Here is a 22,602-nt window from a genome sequence, read left to right on the forward strand (position 1 = left end):
AAAGCCGAATGTTTAAACATTCGACTTTATGACTTTTGATTTTACGACTTAATTACTATGTGAAAGTATAATCAACACCGGTAACTTGAGTTAAGAGTGTTTCAGGAGCATCAAGAATTATTGCGTTTTTTTGCGGTGTAGGTGTAACAGGAGAATTTTGTTTTAAATAATCTCGCATTACCGAATGTAAGGTTGCATTTGTGTTTTTGGCATCCATGACGCCTTTCATTCTGCAAAGCATGTCCACAGGATCTCCGTCGCGCTCGCAGGCCATGATTGAATATAATTTTTCAGGATCTAATGGCATATTTTTCACCGTAATACTTTGAACTCTTTTGTCCATTTCGGCAAAAGCATTAAAGCGCACTTCCATTCCTTTGAATTTTACCACCCAGCCACCAAAACGTTTTGAAGCGTCACCAGCAAAAACATTGTTTAATTCTTTTTCCAGCCAGTTTTTCAATTGCTTTCCGGTTACTTTTGCTGTTCTTACGGTGCTGTCAACGGGTAACATATCAAAAATAAATCCGTTTGTGATGGGAATATTTCCGGTTTGATCTGCTGTGGTTTTTGGTGGACAAAAGCGGAATCCATTAGAAAGATTAATGTCAATATCAGGAAATTTCCAGTTTAAGGCATTCAGAATCATTGTATCAATAGGATTTTCCACCACAAAATAGCGGTATAGCGGAATCGTGCTATAACCAATAACCTGATTGATTTGTTCCTGATAAACGGATTCTTTTTCTTTTAATAATTTTTCGATTTTAGCGTCGGGTTTTATTTTTGGAGAATCGACTTCTATTAATTCATAACTGTCACTAACCACTTTTCCGTTTAAAATGGTCAAATCTAATTTTCCAATAAATGAACCAAATGCTCCCGGTTCCACCACTTTTGAATACTTACAAACAATTGGTTTACGAACTCTTTCGTGTGTGTCGCCACCCAAAATGTAGTTTACACCTTCACATTCCAGTCGGTTTGCCAATGCTATTTGCTGCGATAAACCTAAATGTGCAATTATAATTACATAACTGCATTGTTCCTGATTTCGTAACACATCTACATAATGAGCCAGATTTTCTTCGGGATTGGTATAAATAATTCCTTTGCTGTAATTTGGACTCTGTCTCAAGGGAACCAATGGATCGGTGTAGCCTAAAAAACCAATTTTTGCTCCGGCAATATGCCATATCGTATAGGGTTGAAAAATAAGTTCCCCTCTTTTCCCTTCACCTAAATCATGGTACATATTGGTACAGATTTTTGGCGCATTCAGAGAACCCAAAAGGGTTTGCATTCTCTTTTTGCCGTAAATTACTTCCCAATTTCCGGGAAGATATAAGTCGTAATTCAACGCATTTAAAATTGGAACAAAAGCTTCACCGGTAGTTTCTACGCTTAATTCGCTACCTTGAAACATGTCGCCGGTGTCAATGGTATAGGTATTTGGGTTTTTCTTTTTGAGTTGTTTCAGTAAAGTTGCCATGTAGGCATAACCGCCCGTTTTTCTAAAAACAGCTTTCCCATTTTCCCAAAATAACTCATCATGCGGATGAATCTGACAATGCACATCAGTGGTTTGAAGAATAGAAATCGTTTGCGGTTTGCTTCGGTCAATTGCTGCATCCAGTTTCATTTCTTCCGTTTGATTTGTATTTGCAATAGCAGAAAGTGGCGAAATAATCGCCGCTCCCAGACTTAATGTTCCAACTGATTTTAGGAAATTTCTTCGGTTGTTATTTGATTCCATTTTATTTATTTAAAATGATTTTTATTTAAAATTATATTCTATATGAAATGCCGAGCATTAGCATACTTGTATCCATTTTGTAAGAAACTTTGCTGCTAGGAACTGTCCCTAATGAATCAGTTTGCCCAGCTAACATTGGGTTGTATATAGGTCCTTTGGTACTGCCGTCACTTGTAGCATTATGATATACCGCATTTAAAGTTAATTTTTCAGAAAATTCATATCCAAAACCAAATTGACACGCATTCTGAATTACTGCAGTTGCAGAAGTTGAGAAAAATGCTAATTCCGGTTTAATAGGATTGGTATTATAGGTATAACCTACTCTTAGAGGTAATTTTTTGATTCCTTTATATTGTGCTCCTACTGATAATACTTGCATATCTTTCCAGCCAAAACCTTTTACTGCACCTGTTGCAGACCATCCATATTCTTCAAAACCTTCTGTTTTTGAGTATTCTACTTGTCTGAAATCAAATGCTAAATCTAATTTACTGTTTGAATATCCAGCTCCTAATGAATAAACTGCAGGAAAATTCATTTTAAAAGAGTTTTCCGCACTGGAATTGTCTAAATAGGTATTTTCAAATTCAAAATTAGAAAACTGTTGTTCTGTTTTGTAGCTGGCTCCTAATTTAAAACCTTCTTTATTTTGGTAAAAAATACCGATTTGTCCTCCAACACCTGTAGCCATAGCATTATTAGTAGTCGGATAACCAGCCATTGTCGGACTAGCGGTAGGATTGGGTTTTAATTCTAATGTAGCAATATTGAAGTTTGGGCTTACGCCAATAGAAACCGATTCAGATATTTTATAGGCGTAGCTTAAACCAGTTTGAAGCATCATATAATTGGAAGTTAAATTTCCAAAACCGCCCATAGATTGAGGCATATTTATGGGGTTTGTCGTGCTTTCAGGAAAATCAACACCAAAACCACTTACTCCAAATGCAAATGCTCCAAAGGTATGTTTACTATCTTTTTTTCCATAAACAAAACCCAACGAAGGCATTATTGAATTGCTTTTTGTATCGGTAGACGTACCGCTCATTGGTCCATTAGGTGTAGGAACGGTCGATGAAAGCTCCGGATTTGCCATAAACAATCCTACATTTAAAGAGATAGTATTTCCTTCAAATATGGATATTGCCGCGGGATTCCATTTTAAAGCACCATTGATATCAATAGGTTGCGCTGTTGAAGCACCGCCCATAGACATATTCACGGCTCCAACTCCCTGCATTAAATGTCCGGATTGTGCAAAAAGGTTAGTAATAAAGAAAATCGAAATAATGGTTAGTCTGTTTTTCATAGGTTTTCATGGTTTATTTGGGGTGGTTAATAGGTTTAGTATTTTTAATTGTAATATTTATTAAAATGGGTTATAAACATATTTTTCGTTCTATTTTATTAAGCAGAACACTCGAAATAATGTTTTTTTAATAATTGTTTATATCAAATTAATAGTAGTTTTTATATATAGATATATGTTTCTTCTTTAAAAGGGATTAGATACTTAAAAATCAAATTAACAACATCTGATTCTTATTTATAATGTTTTAATGACCAATTGAATTCATCCTTTATGGAGATGTTTCTCATTTTAATATGTGAGAAATCGATTTTGTAATTTTGACACGATTTATCTACATTTTCAAAACGATTTTGAAAATAAAAAGCTTTCGAACGATTTATAATTTATTGGAAGTGAAAAAATATTGCGTAGTGGTGTACTGTACATTATTATACCAATTTAAAACCAAATATAAACTTTGATTTTGTTTACGCTGATATAAGTTACACCGCTAAGCAACATTGAATTTGTAAATGAGTAATAGGAATTAATTAAAATCCGCCTTTAATGTACGTCCAGCCTTGTTCCTGTTTTTCTACAATTTCTGCTATTCCTACTGGTACATATTCTACTTCTGAAATCAATTGTTCTTTAGTTACTTTTTGACCTTTCAAGGTGTTTTCGCACACTAAAAAACGAACACCTTTAGCCCGAAGTGCTTTTATAGCTTGTATTTGCTTTGATTTCCCTGACATTACAAATGGTAAACCCATGCTGTGAATCACCACCTCGTATTTTGACTTTGGCCAATGCGTTGTTAGGTTTGTCAGCTGGTTTATTATTGCTTTTTGTTGTAAAGTATCAGCAGCATTGGTAAACTGAAAAATGATTTTGTGTTTATTCGGTTTTTTTTGTGCCATCGAAACAATGGAAATCATACTTAATACAAGAACAAATAAAATGGTTAGGTTTTTCATAATTGGGTTTTTAAGATTATTTTTTTTCGTTTTTCTTTTTTTCGGCTTTTATTGGTTTGAAAGGTCCAAATTTATGTTGGGTTTCCGTAAATGAATCTGAAAATGGACCAAAAGGATGATCCATCGTTTTTTTGGAAATATCGGGCCAATCTTGACTTAAATCTTTCGACGGTCTTTCCAGATTTTCTACATAAGCAGCAATATCCCAAGATTCTTCATCGGATAATTGAGGGTTTTCATAGGAGGCGCCCAATGGCATATTGAATTTTATGTACCCCGCAAAACGACTGATTCTAAACAATCCTGCACCACTATTATACGAATTTTTACCCCAAAGTGGCGGATACGTATATTCTTTTTTATCCGCTGCCAAAATCCCCTCACCATTCTTTTGATGGCAGCTGGCACATTTGGCATCATAGAGTGCTTTTCCTTTTACAGGATCAGCGGCGCGATCTAAATACTCCAAATCATAGATTCCAGACGCATTTGCTTCTTTTCCTTTAGGAACTTTACTGCCAATATATTCAATGTACGCAATCATGGCCTTCATTTCTCTGTTATCTTCTTTTAGCGGTTGACCGTTTAAGCTCCTTTCCATACAGTCATTCACTCTTTTGTATAGATTTTCCACTTGGCCGCTTCTCGCTCTCATTTTTGGATACATCGAATATACGGAACCATAATTGTTTCCCCACGGTTTTGTACCGGCATCCAGATGGCAATTGTTGCAATTCATCCCATTAGTGATTTGTTTCACACTGCCATTTGGACCCAAGTATTTAGCCGTATGCGCAATTAGATCTTTGCCATATTCTACTTCTTGTTTTAAAGTTGAATCTTTAATCAGAGCGATGTCAACCGGTTTCCAAAATTTTGCCGTTTCATTTTGCAAAATCACTTTTTTCTCTGCATCGACATAAAGGGAATCAATTTGCGAATCATTTTTTTGAAACCAAGCAGTGATTGATGTATTAAAAAACAAACCGACGAACAAAGCCATTACCAGGAAGATAATGGTTGTAAACAGATAAATTAGCCTTTTTACGAGCGATTTAAATTGGACTATATTTTGTTTTTCTGGATTCATAGGGTATTAATGAGGCAGTTTATCTCTAAAATAACCATATACCCAAGTTCCCACTATTGCAAAAAACAGAGTAACAATCATCACTGTGGCACCCGTTCCAATTTGTGCAAATAATGGTCCAGGACAAGCTCCTGTTACTGCCCAACCCAATCCAAAGATAAGTCCTCCGTAGATTTGACCTTTGTTGAAAGTTTTGTCATGGAACTCGATTTTTTCTCCATAAATGGTTTTAATATTGAATTTTTTAATCAGGAAAACGGATATTATACCCACCACAACGGCGCTTCCTATTACACCATACATGTGAAAAGATTGGAAACGGAACATTTCCTGAATGCGATACCAACTGATAATTTCTGCTTTAATAAAAACAATACCAAACAAAATACCAATGATTAAATATTTTAAATTGTGGTACCACTTGTGTTCTAATTGACTCTCATTGATACAAGAAGTATCTAAAGAACGCGTTTCGAAATCTGTATTTTGATCTTTAATGTTCATAATTCGTAATTTAAAGTGAAAGAATAAATGGTAAAATAACATTTGCCATAATCAATCCGCCAATGAAGAAACAACATGTTGCTATAAGCGATGGCATTTGTAAATTAGACAAACCGGAAATAGAGTGACCGCTGGTGCAACCTCCCGCATAGCGAGAACCAAAACCAATAAAAAAGCCACCAATAACCATCATAAAAAAGCCTCTGAGTGTAAATAAACTTTCCCACGAGAATAATTGTTGCGGCAACATTCCATAAATTTCAGTTATGCCGTAGCCTGCCAATTCGGTTTTTAGATTTCCATCAATATTAATTGGATTTGGATTTGACAAAAAGCTGTACGCGATCACACCACCCAATAAAATACCGAAAACGAAAAACATATTCCAGATTTCTTTTTTCCAATCGTATTTGAAAAATTTTATGTTCGCCGGTAAGCATATTGCGCAAGTGTGACGCAATGAGGCGCTAATTCCAAATGATTTGTTTCCAGTGATTAACAAAGCCGGAACTGTAAGTCCAACTAATGGGCCTGCAATATACCAAGGCCAAGGCTCTCTGATTAATTCTAAAATTTCCATATTTATTTTTTTATAACCACAAAGATTAAATTTATAAATGAGTAGTTATGTTACTTTTGTCACACAACGAAAAAATATTTATAAAACATGATAAATATCTTGTTTTATAGATTTTTAATTTCGTAAATGGTGAAAAAAAGTACAATTTTAAAATAAAAAAAGTATCAGATTTCTCAGATACTTTTTTAATATTTTACTTGAAATAGAAATACTATTCCTGTTTGAGATTATTTATTTAATAATTAATTGTTGATCGTTTATAAATAATTTTTTGTTTACTGATTCTGATTATTTTTTTAATAATTCATTTAGCTTTTCTCGGAACGAATCACTATTCCAATTTGCTGTTCCAATTTTGGCTACAATTACATTTCCCTGTTGATCTATAAGATACGTAGCCGGAATTGTTGAAGATTCCATTTCCAATGGAGGATTGGTTACCGATTGATAGACAGGAAGCGTCAGATTTTCTTTAATCATAAAAGCATTTGCTTTTTCGAATGGATCCGTCGTTACAAACAAAAAGACGATTTTATCCTGATAGTCAGCATATAATTTTTGAATGCTTGGCATTTCGGCAATACAAGGCGGACACCAGGTTGCCCAGAAATTAATAAACACTATTTTTCCTTTGTAAGCTTCCAATGACACAGTCTTTCCAGTGGCATCTTTTAATTGCCAATGATAATTGGAAAGCATTTTTTGATCTGTTTCAGCAATTGTTTTGGGTGAAAAGGCAATTAATCGGTTCAGTTGTACTTTTACAAAAGTGCCCAACGGACTGAACAGAAGCAGTGCTATCAACACGATAAAAACAATATTTTGGATAGTGGATTTTTTTGGTGTTTTCCCGTTCATTTTTTATTTTTTTGAATTATTACTTTCTGAAAAGAAAGAATCTCTTTGTTTTAGCTTTATACTTTATTTTAAATTCAACCATTCATTTGTTCCGCCGCACAGCCAGTTTGCATTGTATCCCCTTTCTTTTAAAAGTTTAGCTCCATCCATCGATCTTCCTCCACCTTTTCCGCAAGCTGTAATAATTTTACAATCTTTTTTGATTTGATGTATTTGGTTTTCAATTTCTGCCAAAGTAATATTTATGGCTTCCGGAATATGATTATTTACGAATTCTTCTTTGGAACGGACATCAATAATCTGTATTTTTTCATTTTGCTGAAGCGCTTGTTTTACTACTTCAACTTGAATGCATTCATTTGAGGAGCTATCTATTTCTTTCATGTCGTTTGAATCAGTTAGTTGTCTTTTGTAAATGGTCTTTTGGCATTCGAACTTTGATTATTACTGATGATGCAATGGTGATAACTCCTATCAATATAATGGCATAATTTACACCGAATAAATCAGCTGTTATTCCTGAAATAATTGCGCCTATCGCATATCCTAAATCCCTCCAAAGTCTGAATGTACCAATACTTTCGGCTCTCTGATGCGGATTTGTCGCCTGTGCAATGGCGGATAAAAAAGTAGGATAAACTAACGCCGTTCCGAAACCCAAAAATGCTGAAATTGCGGCCAACTGATAGAATGCTGCAGCAAAAGGAATAAAAAGTATCGCAATTCCCTGAAGTAACATTCCCCAAAACAACATCTTTTTTTTCGAATAAACATCTGACATTTTTCCGGTTACCAATTGTCCAAAACCCCAAACAGTAGGATAAATAGCGGTTATAATTCCAATATTCTGTGAATCATAATTCAAAGAAAGCAACACAATAGGTAACAGTCCCCAAATCATGCCATCATTCAGGTTATTGACTAATCCTGCTTGTGTTATGGCGCTTAATGTTTTGTTTTTGAAAGTGGTTTCGAGAAAAATATTATCTAATTTTTCAGTTTTATTCGTTGTGTTTTCTTGGTGAACAAATACTCGGGTATCTTTCACAAAAAACAAAGTCAATAAAAAACCAATTATCGAAATCCCAATTCCCAAATAAAAAGGGTAGGGCGTAATGCCATATTTTTGTGCAATGTAGCCTGACAGAAAAGCAACTAATCCAACGGCAAAATAACCGGCAAACTCGTTGAGTCCCATCGCAAGTCCACGATCTTTTTCTCCAACCAAATCAATTTTCATCACCACTGTGCTGCTCCAGGTAAGTCCTTGACTAATTCCCAATAAAATATTGGCAAAAATCACCCAGTTCCAAGATTCTGCATAAATTAAAATAAAAGGAATGGGAATGGCCAGAATCCAACCGAATAAAAGTAAATTTTTTCTTCCGAAACGGTTCGCCAGTTTGCCCGTAAAATAATTGGTAATGGCTTTTGTAATTCCAAAGGCAACGATGAAAGAGAGTATAGCCGTTTTTGAAGCAATGCCAAATTCAATCTCAGCAAATTTTGGAATAATGGTTCGTTCCATTCCTATCATTCCGCCGACAAAGGCATTGACAATAACCAAAATAGTAAACTGTTTCCAATTTTCTTTCAGTCCAAGTTTGGTTGTATTTGTTTTCAATTGATGTAATTTATTAATTTAAAATCTTCGTTTGGAAAAGAAGTTAGGAACAAAAAAGTGTAAGTTTTTATAATTTGTAATATTCTAATTGGTAGTCACCTATGTGTTTTTTATTTTCTGCTATGGATTTTTTGTGTTTAAAATAGTTCACGGTTCCAAAAACAAAAATGATAAATGAAGTGACAAAAAGTGCGATTTCAATCAGTAAACTATTTTCAATTTTGAGCAGATTTCTCAAACTCAAACCTGCAATCAAAAAATACATTGACGTTCTCAAAAAGGCAAGAAATGTGGATTGATTGGCCAAAGTTGTTCGTTGCAACGCTAATTTTTCTCTTAAAATTAAGTCTTTGTTTGCTGGTTTTTTCTCTTCCATAGAATTGTATGTGTGTAATTGTTTGCAAAAAGTAGTTAAGTCGTTTTTGTTTTTTAAATAGCTAAAAATCATTAATTTTTTATAAATAGACTATCAAATTTACTCTTTATTTAAGTCAATTTGAAAAATCAAATGCTTTAAAGATATTTACTAAACCAATTACCAATCCAATCGCGTTAATTTCGCTTAAATCTCTGCTGCTGCATAAATAAGAATGCAGCTTAAAACAAAAAATCTCTTATTTTAAACTGCACACTATTTTAAAACTATCGCTGTTTATTTACTTATCGCTTCGTTTACATCTTGCCAAGTACCACCATTTGTAACGTTTTTGAAACCATTTTGCTCCAAAATCATTTTGGCTTGACCGCTGCGATTACCGCTTCGGCAGAAAACAATAATATGATCTTTTTCTTTGAATTTTTCCAATTGGCTCGCCACTTGATCCAAAGGAATATTCGTTGAACCTTTTATGTGACCTTCTGCGAATTCTGACGGTGTGCGAACATCCACTAGGAAAGCACCTTCATTTATTATTTTTTCCATTTGTGTGGTGTCTTTTTTTGAAAATATATTTTTAAAAATTCCGAACATAATTGAGGTATTTAGTATTCAATAGGATTATTTTGGCTCATCCACTCATTCATTCCAGCAGAATAGTTGAGCACATTTTTATAACCATTTCGCGTTAATAATGAATAGGCAATTGCTGCCCTGTCACCGCCTTGGCAATGGATTAATACTTTTTTATCTTTACTTATTTTGTCCAGATTATTTACTAAAGTACCTACAAATACATTGTCAGCTCCTTTGATATGACCTGCATTGTATTCCGCAACACCACGAAGGTCAACAACTTGAACATCTTTTTCTTGTTGTAAGGCTTTAAATTCTTCTATTGTAATTTGATCTACTTTCTCCAAAGAACCGCCATTTTCTTCCCATATTTTCGTAGAAGGAATGTACCCGTGAATGTTGTCTAATCCAATTCGCATTAGTTTTCTGGTCAAATCATCTAATTGTGATTCGTCGGCAAGCAACATAAAAGGTTCTTCATACGTAAGAAACCATCCTGCCCAAGTGGCAAATGAATTATTCCCTTGAATGTTGATGCTTCCCGGAATAAATCCTTTAGAAAATTCCGTTTTATCTCTTGCATCAATCAATTTGATTCCTTTTTCCACAGCTGCTTTTAACTCGCTATAATCCAGTTGTTTTAATTTTGGAACAGTTGTAAGAAGCGGACGATCAACTTTATTTAGTTTTTTCATCATCGCAAAATATTTTGGCGGTTCCGGTTGGTCTTCCAATAAATATTTTACAAATCCAGTTTCATCATTTTTATGTTGAAAAGCCCAGTTTCGTATTTTTTCATATCCTACAGTACTGCTTGGAACGGCTCCTAATGCTTTTCCACAAGCAGAACCTGCTCCATGACCTGGCCATACTTGAATATAATCAGGTAATGCATCAAATTTATTAATGGATTGATACATTTGTTTGGCACCAATGTCTTGTGTTCCTTTCATTCCTGCTGCTTTTTCAAGCAAATCGGGTCTTCCTATATCACCAACAAATACAAAGTCACCGGTAAATAACATTACGGGTTCATCGCTTGCGGGAGTATCTGTTAACAGAAAACTGATGCTTTCCGGAGTATGTCCAGGCGTGTGAACTACTTCAATTTTTAAGTTTCCTACTTTTAGAACATCACCATCTCTCACGTCAATATGAGGGAATTCATATTTCCAATCGGGTCCACCTTCCGCTGAAAGGTACATTTCTGCTCCCGTCAAAGCGGCTAATTCTCTGGAACCTGCAAGGAAATCAGCATGAATGTGTGTTTCTAAAATATGAGTAATTTTCATATTGTTCTGCTTGGCAATTTCAAGGTAGGTGTCAACATCCCTTTTAGGATCGATAACTGCGGCTACACCTGCTTTTTGACAGCCAATAAAATAACTTGCCTGAGCAAGACTCTTGTCGTAAATGTGTTGAAAATACATATCGTTTTTTTTTTAGTTTCTAATTTATTGGACAAAATTAAGTCATGCTTTTATTAAAATTGGTGACTAATGTTACATAGCGGTTTACAACTGAATTATTTTGCCTGTATGCACGTCATAGCGCATGGAAATAATTTTAGTTTTATGTTCTTTTACAATTAAATTTTCCTGAACAAGCCTATTTGAATGTTCAATATTAGCATTAATACAACCTAATACATTGTCTTGTTTTGGCGTTTGTTTTTCGGCTTCCTGCTCCTCTTTTTCCTCTGCGATAGTTTCCACAATGTCATCAATGTGATTTAGGTGCTTTTTGTAATCATTATTTTTATCACCAATGTACGCTTTAATAGCACCACATTCTGTATGTCCCAAAATGACAATTACTTTAACATCGAGATGCTCAACTGCATATTCAATGCTCCCCATATCAATATCAGAAATTAGGTTTCCAGCATTTCTGATTACGAATAAATCGCCTATCCCTTGATCGAACAGAATTTCAGGCGAAACTCTGCTGTCTGAACAAGTGACTACAATGGCGAAAGGATGTTGTACGTTTTGATTTTCTAAAACTGATTTTTTATTTTGATGGGGATGAATTGTTTTTTCTTCTAAAAAGCGTTGATTCCCGGAAACTAATTTTTCTAATGGAGTCTGGTTTTTATTTTCTTCTAATTTTTTTGTATCATTTTTATCACATCCGGTTGCAGCGAGCAACATCAAGAAGGAGACTAAAATTATTTTTTTCATTATACTTTATCTATTATTTTCCTTCAAAAATACTGACAGCAATGCTTTTGGATAGTGACTATTATCACTTTGGAACAAAAAAAAGAGAGGACCTTTTCAGATTCTCTCTCTTTATATAGAACAAAACTTGTTTTATAGTAATGTTGTCGGACATACATAATCCGTTTTTGGGAGGCTTGTTTCTGTAATTTCTGTAAAACCGCCAATAACATCAACAAAATTATCCCAACCACGCATTTTTAGAATTGATGCCGCCAACATACTACGATAACCTCCGGCGCAATGCAGGATGAATGGTTTTTCTTTTGGAAATTCAGCCAAGTGACTGTTGATTTCGTTTAACGGAATATTTATTGCTCCTACCAAATGTTCCGATAAATATTCGCTTTTCTTTCTGACATCAAAAACGGGAATTTCCTCGTTTTTTAGTTTTTCTTCCAATTCTGTTGCAGTAATTCGGGTGAGTGTATCCACCTCTTTGCCCGCTTTTTTCCATGATTCAAAACCATCTTTTAAGTATCCAATTGTACTATCGTAACCTATTCGAGATAGACGAACCATACTTTCTTCTTCTTTTCCCAGGTCGGTAACTATTAGTATTTCTTGTTTAATATCGGGAATCATTTCGCCTACCCACATGGCAAAATTACCGTCTAAACCAATGTTAATGCTGTTTGGGATAAATCCATTTGCAAATTCTGATGCCAATCGGGTATCTAAAATTAAGGCACGAGTTTCATTGGCAATCAATTCAAACTCTTCCGGATTTAAAGGTTTATTTGCTTTTTTAAGCACAGCATCTAAACTTTCGTAGCCATTGATGTTCATTAAAACATTAGCCGGAAAATAGCCCGGAGGATTTGTTAATCCTGTTAGTACCGCAGTAACAAACTCATCTTCGGTCATTTTTGGGTTCAGGGCGTAGTTGGTTTTCTTTTGGTTGCCCAACGTATCGGTAGTTTCTTTACTCATCATTTTTCCGCAAGCGGAACCCGCTCCATGATTGGGATATACAATTAAATCATCAGACAAAGGCATGATTTTGTTTCGTAAGGATTGGTAAAGATGTCTGGCCAGTTTGTCTTGGGTCAAATCAGCCACAACGTGTTGCGCTAAATCGGGACGGCCTACATCCCCAATAAGCAGGGTGTCGCCAGTTATGATTCCGTGCTCTTTTCCGTTCTCGTCTATTAACAGAAAAGTAGTACTTTCCATGGTGTGTCCTGGTGTATGAATCACTTTTACTTTGTAGTTTCCAATTTCAAAAATTTGTCCGTCTTTGGCAGTAATAATTTCATAAGCCGGTTTCGCTGTTGGACCGTAAACAATTTTCGCATCTGTTTTATTGGCTAAATCCAAATGTCCCGAAACAAAATCAGCATGGAAATGAGTCAGAAAAACGTACTTAATTTTAGCATTGTCTTTAAATGCTCTATCGATGTAAGGCTGTACTTCGCGTAATGGATCAAAAATGGCAGCCTCTCCGTTACTTTCTAAATAATAGGCTGCGTGAGCAATACATCCGGTATAAATTTGTTCGATTTTCATAATATTATGTTTTTTTAATTATTGATAGGGCAAAATTAGGAGGCACATTTTTAAACTAAAGTGATAATTATCATAAGAAAATAATTATTTTAGTATTAATTATAGTATGTGATAAATGTCACATAGCGATTTGAATTTGAATGCATTACAAGGTATAGGCAAAATAAAGAGACCTCCAAATCTGAAGGTCTTTTCTGTATTTTTTTAAATGCAGATTAATGCGTTGAAACTAAGAAATTCGTATTATTTTGGCACAACTATTTCCTTAAAAAAAATTTTTTTTTATAAAAGAATTCAGCCGGCCATTTCTATAATTCTATCGTTCGCTTTTGCAAAATCATTGTCGTGAGTTACCGCAATCACCGTTTGTTTAAACTCAGTCGTCAGATGTTTGAACAAATCAAAAACAATTGCTGCATTTTTACTGTCTAAATTCCCTGTTGCTTCATCGCCCATAATGATTTTTGGGTCGTTTATTAATGTTCTGGCAATGGCAACACGCTGTTGTTGTCCACCTGAAAGTTTGGAATCTGGTTTTAATGCCTGGTCTTTCAAATCTAATTTTTCTAAAATGGAATACGCTCTCGATTCAATTTCTTCTTTGGAATATTTCCCTAATTTGAGTGCCGGTATCATCACGTTTTTTAAACTTGAAAATTCAGGTAATAAATAATGGAACTGGAAAACAAAACCTATTTTTTCATTGCGAATGGTAGCTAACTGTTCTTTTGTTTTTTGGGTTAAATTTTCACCGTCCAAAATAATATTTCCATCATAATCCGTATCCATTGTAGAAAGAAGGTATAACAAAGTCGATTTTCCAGAACCTGATTTTCCAACCATGGTTACAAATTCCCCTTTGTGAATGTCAAAAGAGATGTCGTTCAAAACCTTAAATTTAGCGGGTTCGTAAAAATATTTACTAACTCCTTTTGCCTGTAATAATAGTTCTGATTGTATCATTTTCTAAAAATTGTTATTGGATCTAATTTCGCTGCTTTTCTGGCCGGAATATAACCCGCCAATGTGGTTACAATTAACCCGAAGCCTATACCCAATCCAAAGAATTTTGGAAAAAACCGAATCGGGAAAAACCTTATATCACGGCCAACCCACATATTACCCATTACTTTTACTAAAATCATCGCTAACAACAAACCAAATGCAATCCCGATTAATCCAATAACAATGGCTTCTTTTACAAAAATTCGGATGACATCTTTGCCCGAAAAACCAATGGCTTTTAGAATCGCGATATCATTCAGTTTTTCCATAATGGTCATATTCAAAATATTGTAAATGCCAAAATGTCCAATTTGTGTTTCCTTAAAAGTACCGGGAACACCGCCAAAGATTTGTGCCGGCAAATAATTAGTAGGCAACTGTAAATTATCTGTTGCCGAAGCCATGGCATTTCCTCGTGGATTAAACGCATTTATTTTTGAAATTAAAGTTTGGTACTTTGACAATGCTACTTGTTCCTTCGAAATTTTAAGCACTGCCGTATTTTTTTCGGCGTAGAGCAAAACGGCATCAATGTTTGTGAAGGAAAGTTTTTCCTGCGCTTACAACTCAAAACTGAGCAGTAGCAGTAATAAAATTCGGAATGTATTTTTCATTTTAAATGAATTAATGTTAACATAGCGAGTATCATTTTATTCCCTTCGATTTCAATGTCAAATTGGAATTCGGCCATGCGCCATTTGTACATTTGGAGTCGGAAAGTTCCCATTACGATGTGCGTTAAATCATCCGCTGAAATGGCTTTTGTGAAAACGCCTGATTGTTGACCTTCAATAAGCAGCGGTTTTTAATGTTTAATTTTTACATTCATTATTTTATAAATCATTTCGTTGATGCGCTGGCTTTCTTCCATTAATCCATCAGAAAAAACTGCGACGACAAAATGTGGGTTTTGTTAAAAAAACGAATACTGATTCTGAAATAATCGAACAAATTGCTCTTTTTGATTTTCTTTTATCGAACGAGATGCTGTTAATCTTTCGTCCATATTTGTAGCCAGAAAATCAAGCAATGCATAGATTATTTCCTCTTTGCTTTCAAAATGTCTATAAATAGCACTTTCAGAGAATTGCATGGCTGCGGCCAATTTTTTAATGGTTAAACCACTGACACCCGACGAAGTGAGAATGTTTCCGGTGGCTTTGATTATTTCCAATTGTTTGTCTGACATTTTCATTTTAAATTGGTTTTAATACGAGTAAGTGAATGTTCACTCTGTAAATTTCCGAATACTAATACCGTTAAAAAGTGATAATTTTCACACAAGCCAAAATAAAAAAATCCCTTTCAGTTTGACTTGAAAGGGATAACAAATTAAAAATCTAGGTATTAATGATTAGGCAGTTCCTTTTAGGATTTTATTCCAATAAAGCCAAGGCAGAATTTTAGTTTTAAGAATCCACATGGCCCAATTTGGTTTTGCCTGATTTATGGGAAAAGTCATTTTCGGCGTATTAGAATAATCAAATTCAGCCAGCATTAATTTTCCGTATTGTGTTGGAATAGGGCAGGCGCTATAGCCGTCATATTGTGCTGTAACGGTCTTTTTATCCATAATTGCCAAAAGGTTTTCAACCACAACTGGGGCTTGTTTTCGTATTGCTGCACCTGTTTTACTAGAAGGCGCATTGATACAATCACCCAAAGCAAATACATTAGAAAAACGAGTGTGTTGCAGTGTGTTTTTGTTAACTTCTACATATCCCAAAGGATTTTGTGCATCTCTCAATGGACTGTTTTTTATAAAATCGGGTGCTGATTGCGGTGGAACTGCGTGACACAAATCAAAGTTCAAAGTTACTTTTTTTAATTCTTCCACGCCGTCATTTTCTACAATGCTGTAATAGCCTACATTTTCAGAAGATAGTTTTTGAGTTAAATTGTCATCAATCTCTTTAGTTTCAAATTCAACTGTTTTGTTTTTGCCATCAATTGCTGTAACATTAGCGCCATAATGAACGTGAATATTATATTTGGCAATCACTTTTATTAGTGTCTCTGCATATTCTTTGACAGCAAATATTACGCTTGCTCCAGAAATATAATGAACGTCACATTTATCTAAAATTCCTTTTTTGCGCCAGTAATCGCACGCTAAATACATAATTTTGTGTGGTGCTCCTCCGCATTTTATAGGCGTTGTTGGGTTTGTAAAAACCGCTGTGCCACCCGGAAAATTTTCAATCATTTCCCAAGTGTATGGCGCGTATTGGAAAGAGTAATTACTACTGATGTTATTTTTTCCTAATGTTTCCTCCAGTCCTTTTATTTTATTCCAATCCAATTGAATCCCTGGGCAAACTACTAAGTAATCGTAAGTGAATATAGCACCCGAAAGGCATTTTACTTTGTTTTCATTTGGCATAAATTCGGACACCGCTTCTTTGATCCAGGTAGTGTTTTTTGGAATAACGTCTTTTTCATTTCGAACGGTCTTATTGATGTCAAAAATTCCAGCACCAACCAGTGTCCATGCGGGTTGATAATAATGTTTTTCAGAGGGGTCAATGATTCCAATGTTTAAATTACTTCTTTTACGAAGTAACTGTGAGGCTACAGAAAGTCCTGCATTTCCTCCACCTATGACAAGTATTTGATAATGGTTTGGCATTTTTTGATTTTTAAGATAATAAAACGACCAATAATATTGAGTATTTCATTCTTATTTAGTGACTAATGTCACACAGGGTTTTTATTTCAGAAAAAGTTCTTTAGTTATAATATAAATTCCCATCACTAAAACAAACCAACCAAAGGCAGGTTTCAGTTTGTTGCCATCAATTTTTTTGGATAATGCTGTACCAATAAAAATTCCAACAATTGCAAATGCTGAAATGGTAAATAAGAATTGCCAATCGATAACGTTTTCTCCACCTTCTCCAAAAAAACCGATTAAAGATTTGGCAGCAATGATCACTAATGAAGTTCCAACAGCTTCTTTCATAGGAAGTTTACTCAAAATAACCAAAGCCGGTATAATTAAAAATCCACCGCCAGCTCCCACAAGTCCGGTAATTATTCCAACAAGTGCTCCTTCTATAAGTATAAGTGGATAATTGAATTTTTGTTCATGTGGTTCTTCAGAAGCTAGTTTTTTGTCTTTTTTAATCATGCTATAAGAAGCAATAATCATTATTACAGCGAAAAGTAGCATTAAAAAAAGGTCTTTAGTCAAGATAAAGTTTCCAACAGAAAACAGCTCTTTAGGAATTGCAGGAACTATTACTGCTCTTGTTGTAAAAACGGCAATAATGGAAGGAATACCAAAAACAATGGCAGTTTTGATGTTTACCAATCCTTTTTTGAAATATCCAACACTACCCACGGCACTTGTTAAACCAACAATGAATAATGAATAGGCTGTTGCAATCACGGGTTCAACTGCAAATAAATAAACCAATACAGGTACCGTGAGAATACTTCCACCACCTCCAATTAGTCCTAATGCAACGCCAATAAGTATTGACGCAAAATAACCGAAATATTCCATAATTTAAATTTTATGATGCAAATATTGTCAGTTTAAATTTTAGTTACAGTAACATTTATCACACAGAGGATTTTTTTAAAATTTTAATAGGTTTTCGAAACAAGTATAGAAATCCTTTTTATTTCATCTTTTGAGGCAGTAGGCAGTAGGATGATGCAGGCCATTAATTTTAGATTTTTTAAGATTATATTTTAAAAGTACGCTAAAATAAAAGTTTTTTTGATTATTTGAGCAATTTGTTTGGTATCAAATTCGATGTCTGAAGTTCAACAGTAGAATACTTGCTGGAATTCTAAATTATTTCAGATTGTTTGAAGCAATCTATTTTTTGGTACATAATCATGTTATAAATAGAAAGTAGCCTTAAAATTACCGCAATAGCAGTAAAATAGCTTTTTGTTTTCCTTATTTAAGTCCACTTATTGTTATTTGTATGATAATTACTGCTATAGCGGTAAAAAATAATGATTTTGTTTGAAAACACTTGTATTATAAAGTGTATTTGTTTATTTTTACTGTTAAAGCGGTAAAAATGAATGATTTTAATTTAGGTCTCTTCATAAAAGAGCATCGTAAGCAAGCAGGATTGACACAATTAGAACTGGCTAATCTGGCAGGAGTAGGGAAGACTACCATTTTTGATATTGAGAAAAATAAAGAAACAGTTAGTTGGAATAATCTATTAGCTGTTCTAAAAGTACTAAACATTGAAGTTCAGTTTAAAAGTCCAATCAATAAATAATTATGAAAAAAGCAATCATATTTGTTCACGATAAAAGAGCAGGAATACTGAGTGAGAATATTACCGGAGGGTATGAATTTATCTATGATGACAATTATGAGGGCGAACTTGTATCATTGACAATGCCATTTAATACTAAAACATACTTATATGCCAAATTCCCCCCTTTTTTTGAAGGATTGTTGCCAGAAGGAATCATGTTGGAAGGGCTTCTGAAAATCGGTAAAATTGATAAAAATGATTTTTTTGCACAACTTATTGCAACGGGGAATGATTTGGTAGGAGCAGTAACAGTAAAAGAATGGAAAGATGAATAGATGTCCATTAACTTACGAATTATGTGGCACTGAAAAATATAGTGAAAAAGGACTTAGGATGATTGCACCTAAACTTACTACATTACATGATTTACCATTTACAGCAGCCGAACAAAGACAAGAGGCGGCAAATCGTGCCAAGAAATTGTCAATTCAAGGAGTTCAACTTAAATTAAGTGCTGTTTTTTCAGTGGCAAATCAACAATTTGAAATTGTAGATCAGTATGGTAATTATATGATAAAACCTCAAAATGACATCTTTCCTGAATTGCCAGAAAATGAAGATGTAACTATGAAGATGGCAAAAGTGTATGGGCTTGATGTGCCTCTTCATGGATTGGTTTATTCAAAAGACGGAAGTCTTTCTTATTTTATCAAACGATTTGACAGATACAGTAAGGGAAAAAAATACGCTACGGAAGATTTTGCACAACTGACAGGAAGCTCAAGAGATACCAAGTATGATTATACTATGGAAAAGGTAGTCAAAGTAATTGACGAGTACTGCACTTTTCCTGCTATAGAGAAAGCAGATTTTTTTAAACGAGTTTTATTCTGTTTTATAACTGGTAATGAAGATATGCATTTAAAGAACTTTTCGGTAATTACTAAAGCTGGAAAAACAACATTGACTCCAGTTTACGACTTTTTAAATTCTTCCATTTCTATTAAAAATCCGCAGGAAGAATTGGCGTTATCTCTCAAAGGTAAAAAGAGCAATTTCAAATCAACGGAATTAATTGACTACTACGCAAAAGAACTCTTACAGTTGAATGACAAAACAATTGCCATCATTTTATCTGATATGAATAAAAGTCTGTCTAAATGGATTGAACTTGTAGAAGTGTCTTTTTTGTCTGATACTATGAAAGAGAAGTATCTGAAGGTATTGGATAATAGGATGAAGAGATTTTAAATAATTTATAGTTTTACGGTTTTCCGTAAAACTATAAATTATTAAGTATCTAAATTTGTTACTAATCAGGAATATCTACGTATAAATAATCGTGTTAAAATCATTTATATTTGGTAGGTTTGATAAATACCAAATTGCAATATGCACTATGGCTTTTAGCTGGAATGAAATAAAAGACCGAGCATTACGATTTTCTAAAGAATGGGAAAATACTACCAATGAAGAAGCAGATGCCAAATGCTTCTTAGATATCTTTTTTGATGTCTTTGGTATTAGCCTAAAAAAGATGGAAACCTTTGAAAACAAAGTAAAAGAACTATCCCCCAGCTAAATTGGTATATCCAGAGAAGTAACTCGAAAACTTGCAATTTTTCCTTCTCCGTTTGCAGAAATTAGGCAATCAAAAGATAATTTATTCTAATACCAAGACGCTCATCAGAGAACCAAAAATATATTCCTCTTGGTTATTTTGATAGCATTAATATTGCAGGAGATACTTGCGCAACTGTTCCAAATGCAACACTTTATCATTTTGTAATTTTACATTCAATAATGCATTTATCATGGATTAAACAAATATCTGTAAGAATGAAAAGTGATATTTCATATTCTATGGGTATTGTATACAACAATTTTCCTTGGCGTGAAAACCCAACTGAAAAACAACTAAAAAAATTTGTCTAATTTTATAATCAGAAATCACCATCAAAATAACTGTCCAGTTTAGTCCGGAATAGGGTGTACACTTTCACCGGAATAAACATCTTGGTTGAGAAGTACTTTTTCTTGGGTTCATAAAGAGCATATTCAGAAGTATTTAGACGAGTTTAGTTACCGAATTAATAGGTCAATTTACAAGGAAAAAATATTTGACCTACTTATAAACAGAATGATGAATACTCAAAAGGTTTTATATCGAGATATTATAACAAGTACATAAGTGCACACCTCAAAAAATAATAATTAAATTTTTGTTAATACATTGAAATTTAGTAAATTTAAGATGTAAAATGATCTGTATATATGTAGAGGTATTTCATGTCGACGGTAAGCCGAAAATGATTAATAGTAAGGTTTTCGCTTTGAGTTTGCCTCTTACGTTTTAGTTAACAACTATTTCAAATTATAATCTCATGGCTAAACCAAAGAAATTTCCCGAGCAAATTCAAGATGCGCCCGGACTGGAGTTTAAAATGCGCCCGCAGCCCGAAATTATAAATACAAATTATAAAGGAAGCGGAAAATTGGAAGGTAAAATTGCTCTGATTACTGGGGGTGACAGCGGAATAGGCAGAAGTGTTGCCGTTCATTTCGCTAGGGAAGGCGCAAACGTGATCATTATTTACCTTAATGAGGAAATTGATGCGTTGAAAACTAAACAACTGGTGGAAAGTGAAAACAGAGCATGTTACCTTATTAAGGGTGATTTGAAACAGGAGAAATTCTGTAAAAGCTGTATTGATAAAAGCATCAAAAAATTTGGAAGTCTTAATATTATTGTTAATAATGCTGCTTTTCAGATATCTAAAAATAGAATTGAGGAAATTACAAAAAAGCAATTGTCTGAAACCTTTGAAACTAATATTTATTCCTTTTTCTTTATTGTAAAAGAAGCCATGCCCTATTTAAAAAAAGGGGACAGTATCATAAATACCACTTCTGTAACTGCCTATAGGGGCAGTGAACATCTTCTAGATTATTCTAGTACCAAAGGAGCAATTGTTACCTTCACACGTTCGCTGGCGACAATGCTTGCTAAAAAAGGAATACGAGTGAATGGTGTAGCTCCCGGACCTATTTGGACGCCTTTAATCGTTTCCACTTTTAAAAAGACGAGTAATTTTGGTCAGGATACTCCCATGGGAAGAGCAGGACAACCTTCAGAGGTGGGCCCAGCTTATGTTTTTTTAGCAAGTGCCGACAGCAGTTATATCACCGGCCAGATTATCCATATTAACGGAGGGGAGATAGTTGGCGGCTAAAATTTGGAACAGAATTTACTAAACTATATGTAAAAACGCATGATAGAAAATTATTCTCAATGATTTTACTGTCGGAAATCAAAAAAGATTTTTTTGACTCATTTGCAGTATAATTTCTAATAAAAAGATTTGCTGTTAACGTAATTCATACATAATGAATAATTATGTACGTAAAGATCGCTATATAGTAAAGCATTCTATAAAATGATATTAACACCCTAGTTTTCATCTAGATTGTCAACTAAAAATAAAAAATCCTGTAAATCAATGGATTACAGGGTTTTTTGTGGAGTCGCCGGGAATCGAACCCGGGTCCAAACAAGCAACTAAAAAGCTTTCTACGCGTTTATTTTCTGATTGATTTTTCGTTAGTGTGCTAGGCCAGAAACAGCCACACGCTACTTATCTTCTTAATTTTGAAATCCACCCGAAGCTCATGAAAATCTAGGTCTATTTTTACGGTTCCCCTGAACTGAACGCCACAAACCAAGGCTTTCAAGGAGAATCCAGCTTTCCTATCTGATAGGAACGTGGCTTAATCGTACTATAATTCGGATTATGCAGCTAAAGCGTAGTTATTTTCGCCGTGTAAAATTGTAAGATCTTATATTTACGAGCAAGGTCTCAATGCTCGACGTGCTTACTTATCAATTCGACTTGCTGTCAAAACCAGTCGACCCCTTTTTCTTATTTCAAAATTCAAACCTGAATTTTGAGTTTGCAAATGTACACTTTTTATCTGAACTACTATTGCAGAACTGGAAAC

At 34.2% G+C, this 22,602-nt stretch carries 26 protein-coding genes, 1 other RNA gene and 1 pseudogene; 7 read left to right on the forward strand and 21 right to left on the reverse strand.

Translation table 11 applies throughout. From position 1 onward, the window contains the following. Positions 1-55: 55 nt before the first annotated feature. The 20 genes from BMZ76_RS09795 to BMZ76_RS09885 all read right to left on the reverse strand — a co-directional run bounded on the left by BMZ76_RS09795 (position 56) and on the right by BMZ76_RS09885 (position 17,879). Complete coding sequence (locus BMZ76_RS09795) at positions 56-1,756, reverse strand: bifunctional metallophosphatase/5'-nucleotidase (RefSeq protein ID WP_091205532.1); 1,701 nt, start codon at positions 1,754-1,756, stop codon at positions 56-58. A gap of 31 nt (positions 1,757-1,787) precedes the next feature. Continuing rightward, a complete protein-coding gene (locus tag BMZ76_RS09800) occupies positions 1,788-3,068 on the reverse strand; it encodes an OmpP1/FadL family transporter (protein WP_091205535.1) in 1,281 nt (426 codons plus the stop codon). A 533-nt stretch (positions 3,069-3,601) separates the two neighbouring features. Continuing rightward, a complete protein-coding gene (locus BMZ76_RS09805; RefSeq protein ID WP_091205537.1) occupies positions 3,602-4,027 on the reverse strand; it encodes a DsrE family protein in 426 nt (141 codons plus the stop codon). Between the two features lie 16 nt (positions 4,028-4,043). Next, positions 4,044-5,117 (reverse strand): c-type cytochrome, encoded by a 1,074-nt coding sequence (locus BMZ76_RS09810; RefSeq protein ID WP_208857654.1) that lies wholly within the window; start codon positions 5,115-5,117, stop codon positions 4,044-4,046. Positions 5,118-5,123: 6 nt separating this feature from the next. Next, a complete protein-coding gene (locus BMZ76_RS09815; protein WP_091205541.1) occupies positions 5,124-5,621 on the reverse strand; it encodes a DUF6691 family protein in 498 nt (165 codons plus the stop codon). Positions 5,622-5,631: 10 nt separating this feature from the next. After that, positions 5,632-6,201 (reverse strand): YeeE/YedE family protein, encoded by a 570-nt coding sequence (locus tag BMZ76_RS09820; RefSeq protein ID WP_396230403.1) that lies wholly within the window; start codon positions 6,199-6,201, stop codon positions 5,632-5,634. A gap of 288 nt (positions 6,202-6,489) precedes the next feature. Beyond that, positions 6,490-7,059 (reverse strand): TlpA family protein disulfide reductase, encoded by a 570-nt coding sequence (locus tag BMZ76_RS09825; RefSeq protein WP_091205543.1) that lies wholly within the window; start codon positions 7,057-7,059, stop codon positions 6,490-6,492. Between the two features lie 63 nt (positions 7,060-7,122). Further along, entirely contained in the window at positions 7,123-7,443 is a 321-nt protein-coding gene (locus BMZ76_RS09830) for a rhodanese-like domain-containing protein (protein ID WP_091205546.1), read from the reverse strand. A gap of 10 nt (positions 7,444-7,453) precedes the next feature. Beyond that, a complete protein-coding gene (locus BMZ76_RS09835) occupies positions 7,454-8,683 on the reverse strand; it encodes an MFS transporter (protein WP_244281781.1) in 1,230 nt (409 codons plus the stop codon). A gap of 67 nt (positions 8,684-8,750) precedes the next feature. Next, complete coding sequence (locus BMZ76_RS09840) at positions 8,751-9,059, reverse strand: DUF202 domain-containing protein (RefSeq protein ID WP_091205548.1); 309 nt, start codon at positions 9,057-9,059, stop codon at positions 8,751-8,753. Between the two features lie 276 nt (positions 9,060-9,335). Continuing rightward, a complete protein-coding gene (locus BMZ76_RS09845; protein ID WP_091205550.1) occupies positions 9,336-9,653 on the reverse strand; it encodes a rhodanese-like domain-containing protein in 318 nt (105 codons plus the stop codon). Positions 9,654-9,664: 11 nt separating this feature from the next. Further along, positions 9,665-11,065: an MBL fold metallo-hydrolase gene (locus tag BMZ76_RS09850; protein ID WP_091205553.1), complete on the reverse strand. Its 1,401-nt coding sequence runs from the start codon at positions 11,063-11,065 to the stop codon at positions 9,665-9,667. Between the two features lie 84 nt (positions 11,066-11,149). Continuing rightward, positions 11,150-11,818 (reverse strand): carbonic anhydrase, encoded by a 669-nt coding sequence (locus tag BMZ76_RS09855; RefSeq protein WP_091205555.1) that lies wholly within the window; start codon positions 11,816-11,818, stop codon positions 11,150-11,152. 132 nt (positions 11,819-11,950) lie between these two features. Then, the gene (locus BMZ76_RS09860; RefSeq protein ID WP_091205557.1) at positions 11,951-13,366 is read right to left on the reverse strand and encodes an MBL fold metallo-hydrolase; all 1,416 of its coding nucleotides are present in this window, start codon (positions 13,364-13,366) and stop codon (positions 11,951-11,953) included. A 294-nt stretch (positions 13,367-13,660) separates the two neighbouring features. Continuing rightward, entirely contained in the window at positions 13,661-14,329 is a 669-nt protein-coding gene (locus BMZ76_RS09865; protein WP_091205559.1) for an ABC transporter ATP-binding protein, read from the reverse strand. Further along, positions 14,326-14,865, reverse strand: a complete 540-nt coding sequence (locus tag BMZ76_RS16145) for an ABC transporter permease (RefSeq protein ID WP_244281782.1) — start codon at positions 14,863-14,865, stop codon at positions 14,326-14,328. Before BMZ76_RS16145 ends, BMZ76_RS09865 begins: the two co-directional genes overlap by 4 nt. A 116-nt stretch (positions 14,866-14,981) precedes the next feature. Then, positions 14,982-15,170, reverse strand: coding sequence for a hypothetical protein (locus BMZ76_RS16150; protein WP_317615063.1), 189 nt, complete (start codon positions 15,168-15,170; stop codon positions 14,982-14,984). 114 nt (positions 15,171-15,284) lie between these two features. Next, on the reverse strand, positions 15,285-15,566 hold the full coding sequence (locus tag BMZ76_RS16155) for a TetR/AcrR family transcriptional regulator (protein WP_244281783.1): 282 nt from the start codon (positions 15,564-15,566) through the stop codon (positions 15,285-15,287). Between the two features lie 159 nt (positions 15,567-15,725). Then, on the reverse strand, positions 15,726-17,000 hold the full coding sequence (locus BMZ76_RS09880) for an NAD(P)/FAD-dependent oxidoreductase (RefSeq protein WP_091205561.1): 1,275 nt from the start codon (positions 16,998-17,000) through the stop codon (positions 15,726-15,728). An 81-nt stretch (positions 17,001-17,081) separates the two neighbouring features. Continuing rightward, positions 17,082-17,879 carry a sulfite exporter TauE/SafE family protein gene (locus BMZ76_RS09885; RefSeq protein WP_091205563.1) on the reverse strand — a complete coding sequence of 266 codons (798 nt, stop codon included), beginning with the start codon at positions 17,877-17,879 and terminating at the stop codon, positions 17,082-17,084. Positions 17,880-18,363: 484 nt separating this feature from the next. Here BMZ76_RS09885 and BMZ76_RS09890 point away from each other — a divergent pair, with 484 nt between their 5' ends. The 7 genes and pseudogenes from BMZ76_RS09890 (at position 18,364) to BMZ76_RS09910 (ending at position 21,836) form a co-directional block, all read left to right on the forward strand. Continuing rightward, entirely contained in the window at positions 18,364-18,621 is a 258-nt protein-coding gene (locus BMZ76_RS09890) for a helix-turn-helix domain-containing protein (RefSeq protein ID WP_244281784.1), read from the forward strand. A gap of 2 nt (positions 18,622-18,623) precedes the next feature. Continuing rightward, on the forward strand, positions 18,624-18,938 hold the full coding sequence (locus tag BMZ76_RS09895) for a HipA N-terminal domain-containing protein (RefSeq protein ID WP_091205564.1): 315 nt from the start codon (positions 18,624-18,626) through the stop codon (positions 18,936-18,938). Next, on the forward strand, positions 18,931-19,854 hold the full coding sequence (locus BMZ76_RS09900) for a HipA domain-containing protein (RefSeq protein ID WP_091205566.1): 924 nt from the start codon (positions 18,931-18,933) through the stop codon (positions 19,852-19,854). Before BMZ76_RS09895 ends, BMZ76_RS09900 begins: the two co-directional genes overlap by 8 nt. Positions 19,855-20,002: 148 nt before the next feature. Further along, positions 20,003-20,185, forward strand: a complete 183-nt coding sequence (locus tag BMZ76_RS09905) for a hypothetical protein (RefSeq protein ID WP_091205568.1) — start codon at positions 20,003-20,005, stop codon at positions 20,183-20,185. A gap of 89 nt (positions 20,186-20,274) precedes the next feature. After that, positions 20,275-20,538 carry a type IIL restriction-modification enzyme MmeI gene (locus BMZ76_RS16465; protein ID WP_396230405.1) on the forward strand — a complete coding sequence of 88 codons (264 nt, stop codon included), beginning with the start codon at positions 20,275-20,277 and terminating at the stop codon, positions 20,536-20,538. Positions 20,539-20,617: 79 nt separating this feature from the next. Beyond that, a pseudogene (locus BMZ76_RS16160) lies at positions 20,618-20,794 on the forward strand (IS1595 family transposase); the annotation flags it as partial. A 193-nt stretch (positions 20,795-20,987) separates the two neighbouring features. Beyond that, positions 20,988-21,836 carry an SDR family oxidoreductase gene (locus BMZ76_RS09910; RefSeq protein WP_091205570.1) on the forward strand — a complete coding sequence of 283 codons (849 nt, stop codon included), beginning with the start codon at positions 20,988-20,990 and terminating at the stop codon, positions 21,834-21,836. A gap of 284 nt (positions 21,837-22,120) precedes the next feature. On the opposite strand, the gene ssrA is transcribed toward BMZ76_RS09910, so the two are convergent. Then, positions 22,121-22,517: a transfer-messenger RNA gene (gene ssrA, locus BMZ76_RS09915) on the reverse strand. Positions 22,518-22,602 lie beyond the last annotated feature (85 nt).

Source organism: Flavobacterium xueshanense, assembly GCF_900112975.1.
GTDB lineage: Bacteria > Bacteroidota > Bacteroidia > Flavobacteriales > Flavobacteriaceae > Flavobacterium > Flavobacterium xueshanense.

What these genes read in the sequence shown, in the direction of transcription:
- BMZ76_RS09840 (WP_091205548.1), bottom strand. Translation starts at nt 9,059, where the DNA reads ATGGAAGAGAAAAAACCAGCAAACAAAGACTTAATTTTAAGAGAAAAA.
- BMZ76_RS09820 (WP_396230403.1), bottom strand. Translation starts at nt 6,201, where the DNA reads ATGGAAATTTTAGAATTAATCAGAGAGCCTTGGCCTTGGTATATTGCA.
- BMZ76_RS09830 (WP_091205546.1), bottom strand. Translation starts at nt 7,443, where the DNA reads ATGAAAGAAATAGATAGCTCCTCAAATGAATGCATTCAAGTTGAAGTA.
- BMZ76_RS09845 (WP_091205550.1), bottom strand. Translation starts at nt 9,653, where the DNA reads ATGTTCGGAATTTTTAAAAATATATTTTCAAAAAAAGACACCACACAA.
- BMZ76_RS09880 (WP_091205561.1), bottom strand. Translation starts at nt 17,000, where the DNA reads ATGCCAAACCATTATCAAATACTTGTCATAGGTGGAGGAAATGCAGGA.
- BMZ76_RS09910 (WP_091205570.1), top strand. Translation starts at nt 20,988, where the DNA reads ATGGCTAAACCAAAGAAATTTCCCGAGCAAATTCAAGATGCGCCCGGA.
- BMZ76_RS09900 (WP_091205566.1), top strand. Translation starts at nt 18,931, where the DNA reads ATGAATAGATGTCCATTAACTTACGAATTATGTGGCACTGAAAAATAT.
- BMZ76_RS09800 (WP_091205535.1), bottom strand. Translation starts at nt 3,068, where the DNA reads ATGAAAAACAGACTAACCATTATTTCGATTTTCTTTATTACTAACCTT.
- BMZ76_RS09815 (WP_091205541.1), bottom strand. Translation starts at nt 5,621, where the DNA reads ATGAACATTAAAGATCAAAATACAGATTTCGAAACGCGTTCTTTAGAT.
- BMZ76_RS09805 (WP_091205537.1), bottom strand. Translation starts at nt 4,027, where the DNA reads ATGAAAAACCTAACCATTTTATTTGTTCTTGTATTAAGTATGATTTCC.
- BMZ76_RS09795 (WP_091205532.1), bottom strand. Translation starts at nt 1,756, where the DNA reads ATGGAATCAAATAACAACCGAAGAAATTTCCTAAAATCAGTTGGAACA.
- BMZ76_RS09810 (WP_208857654.1), bottom strand. Translation starts at nt 5,117, where the DNA reads ATGAATCCAGAAAAACAAAATATAGTCCAATTTAAATCGCTCGTAAAA.
- BMZ76_RS09825 (WP_091205543.1), bottom strand. Translation starts at nt 7,059, where the DNA reads ATGAACGGGAAAACACCAAAAAAATCCACTATCCAAAATATTGTTTTT.
- BMZ76_RS09905 (WP_091205568.1), top strand. Translation starts at nt 20,003, where the DNA reads ATGGCTTTTAGCTGGAATGAAATAAAAGACCGAGCATTACGATTTTCT.
- BMZ76_RS09850 (WP_091205553.1), bottom strand. Translation starts at nt 11,065, where the DNA reads ATGTATTTTCAACACATTTACGACAAGAGTCTTGCTCAGGCAAGTTAT.
- BMZ76_RS09855 (WP_091205555.1), bottom strand. Translation starts at nt 11,818, where the DNA reads ATGAAAAAAATAATTTTAGTCTCCTTCTTGATGTTGCTCGCTGCAACC.
- BMZ76_RS09865 (WP_091205559.1), bottom strand. Translation starts at nt 14,329, where the DNA reads ATGATACAATCAGAACTATTATTACAGGCAAAAGGAGTTAGTAAATAT.
- BMZ76_RS09895 (WP_091205564.1), top strand. Translation starts at nt 18,624, where the DNA reads ATGAAAAAAGCAATCATATTTGTTCACGATAAAAGAGCAGGAATACTG.
- BMZ76_RS09885 (WP_091205563.1), bottom strand. Translation starts at nt 17,879, where the DNA reads ATGGAATATTTCGGTTATTTTGCGTCAATACTTATTGGCGTTGCATTA.
- BMZ76_RS09860 (WP_091205557.1), bottom strand. Translation starts at nt 13,366, where the DNA reads ATGAAAATCGAACAAATTTATACCGGATGTATTGCTCACGCAGCCTAT.
- BMZ76_RS16155 (WP_244281783.1), bottom strand. Translation starts at nt 15,566, where the DNA reads ATGAAAATGTCAGACAAACAATTGGAAATAATCAAAGCCACCGGAAAC.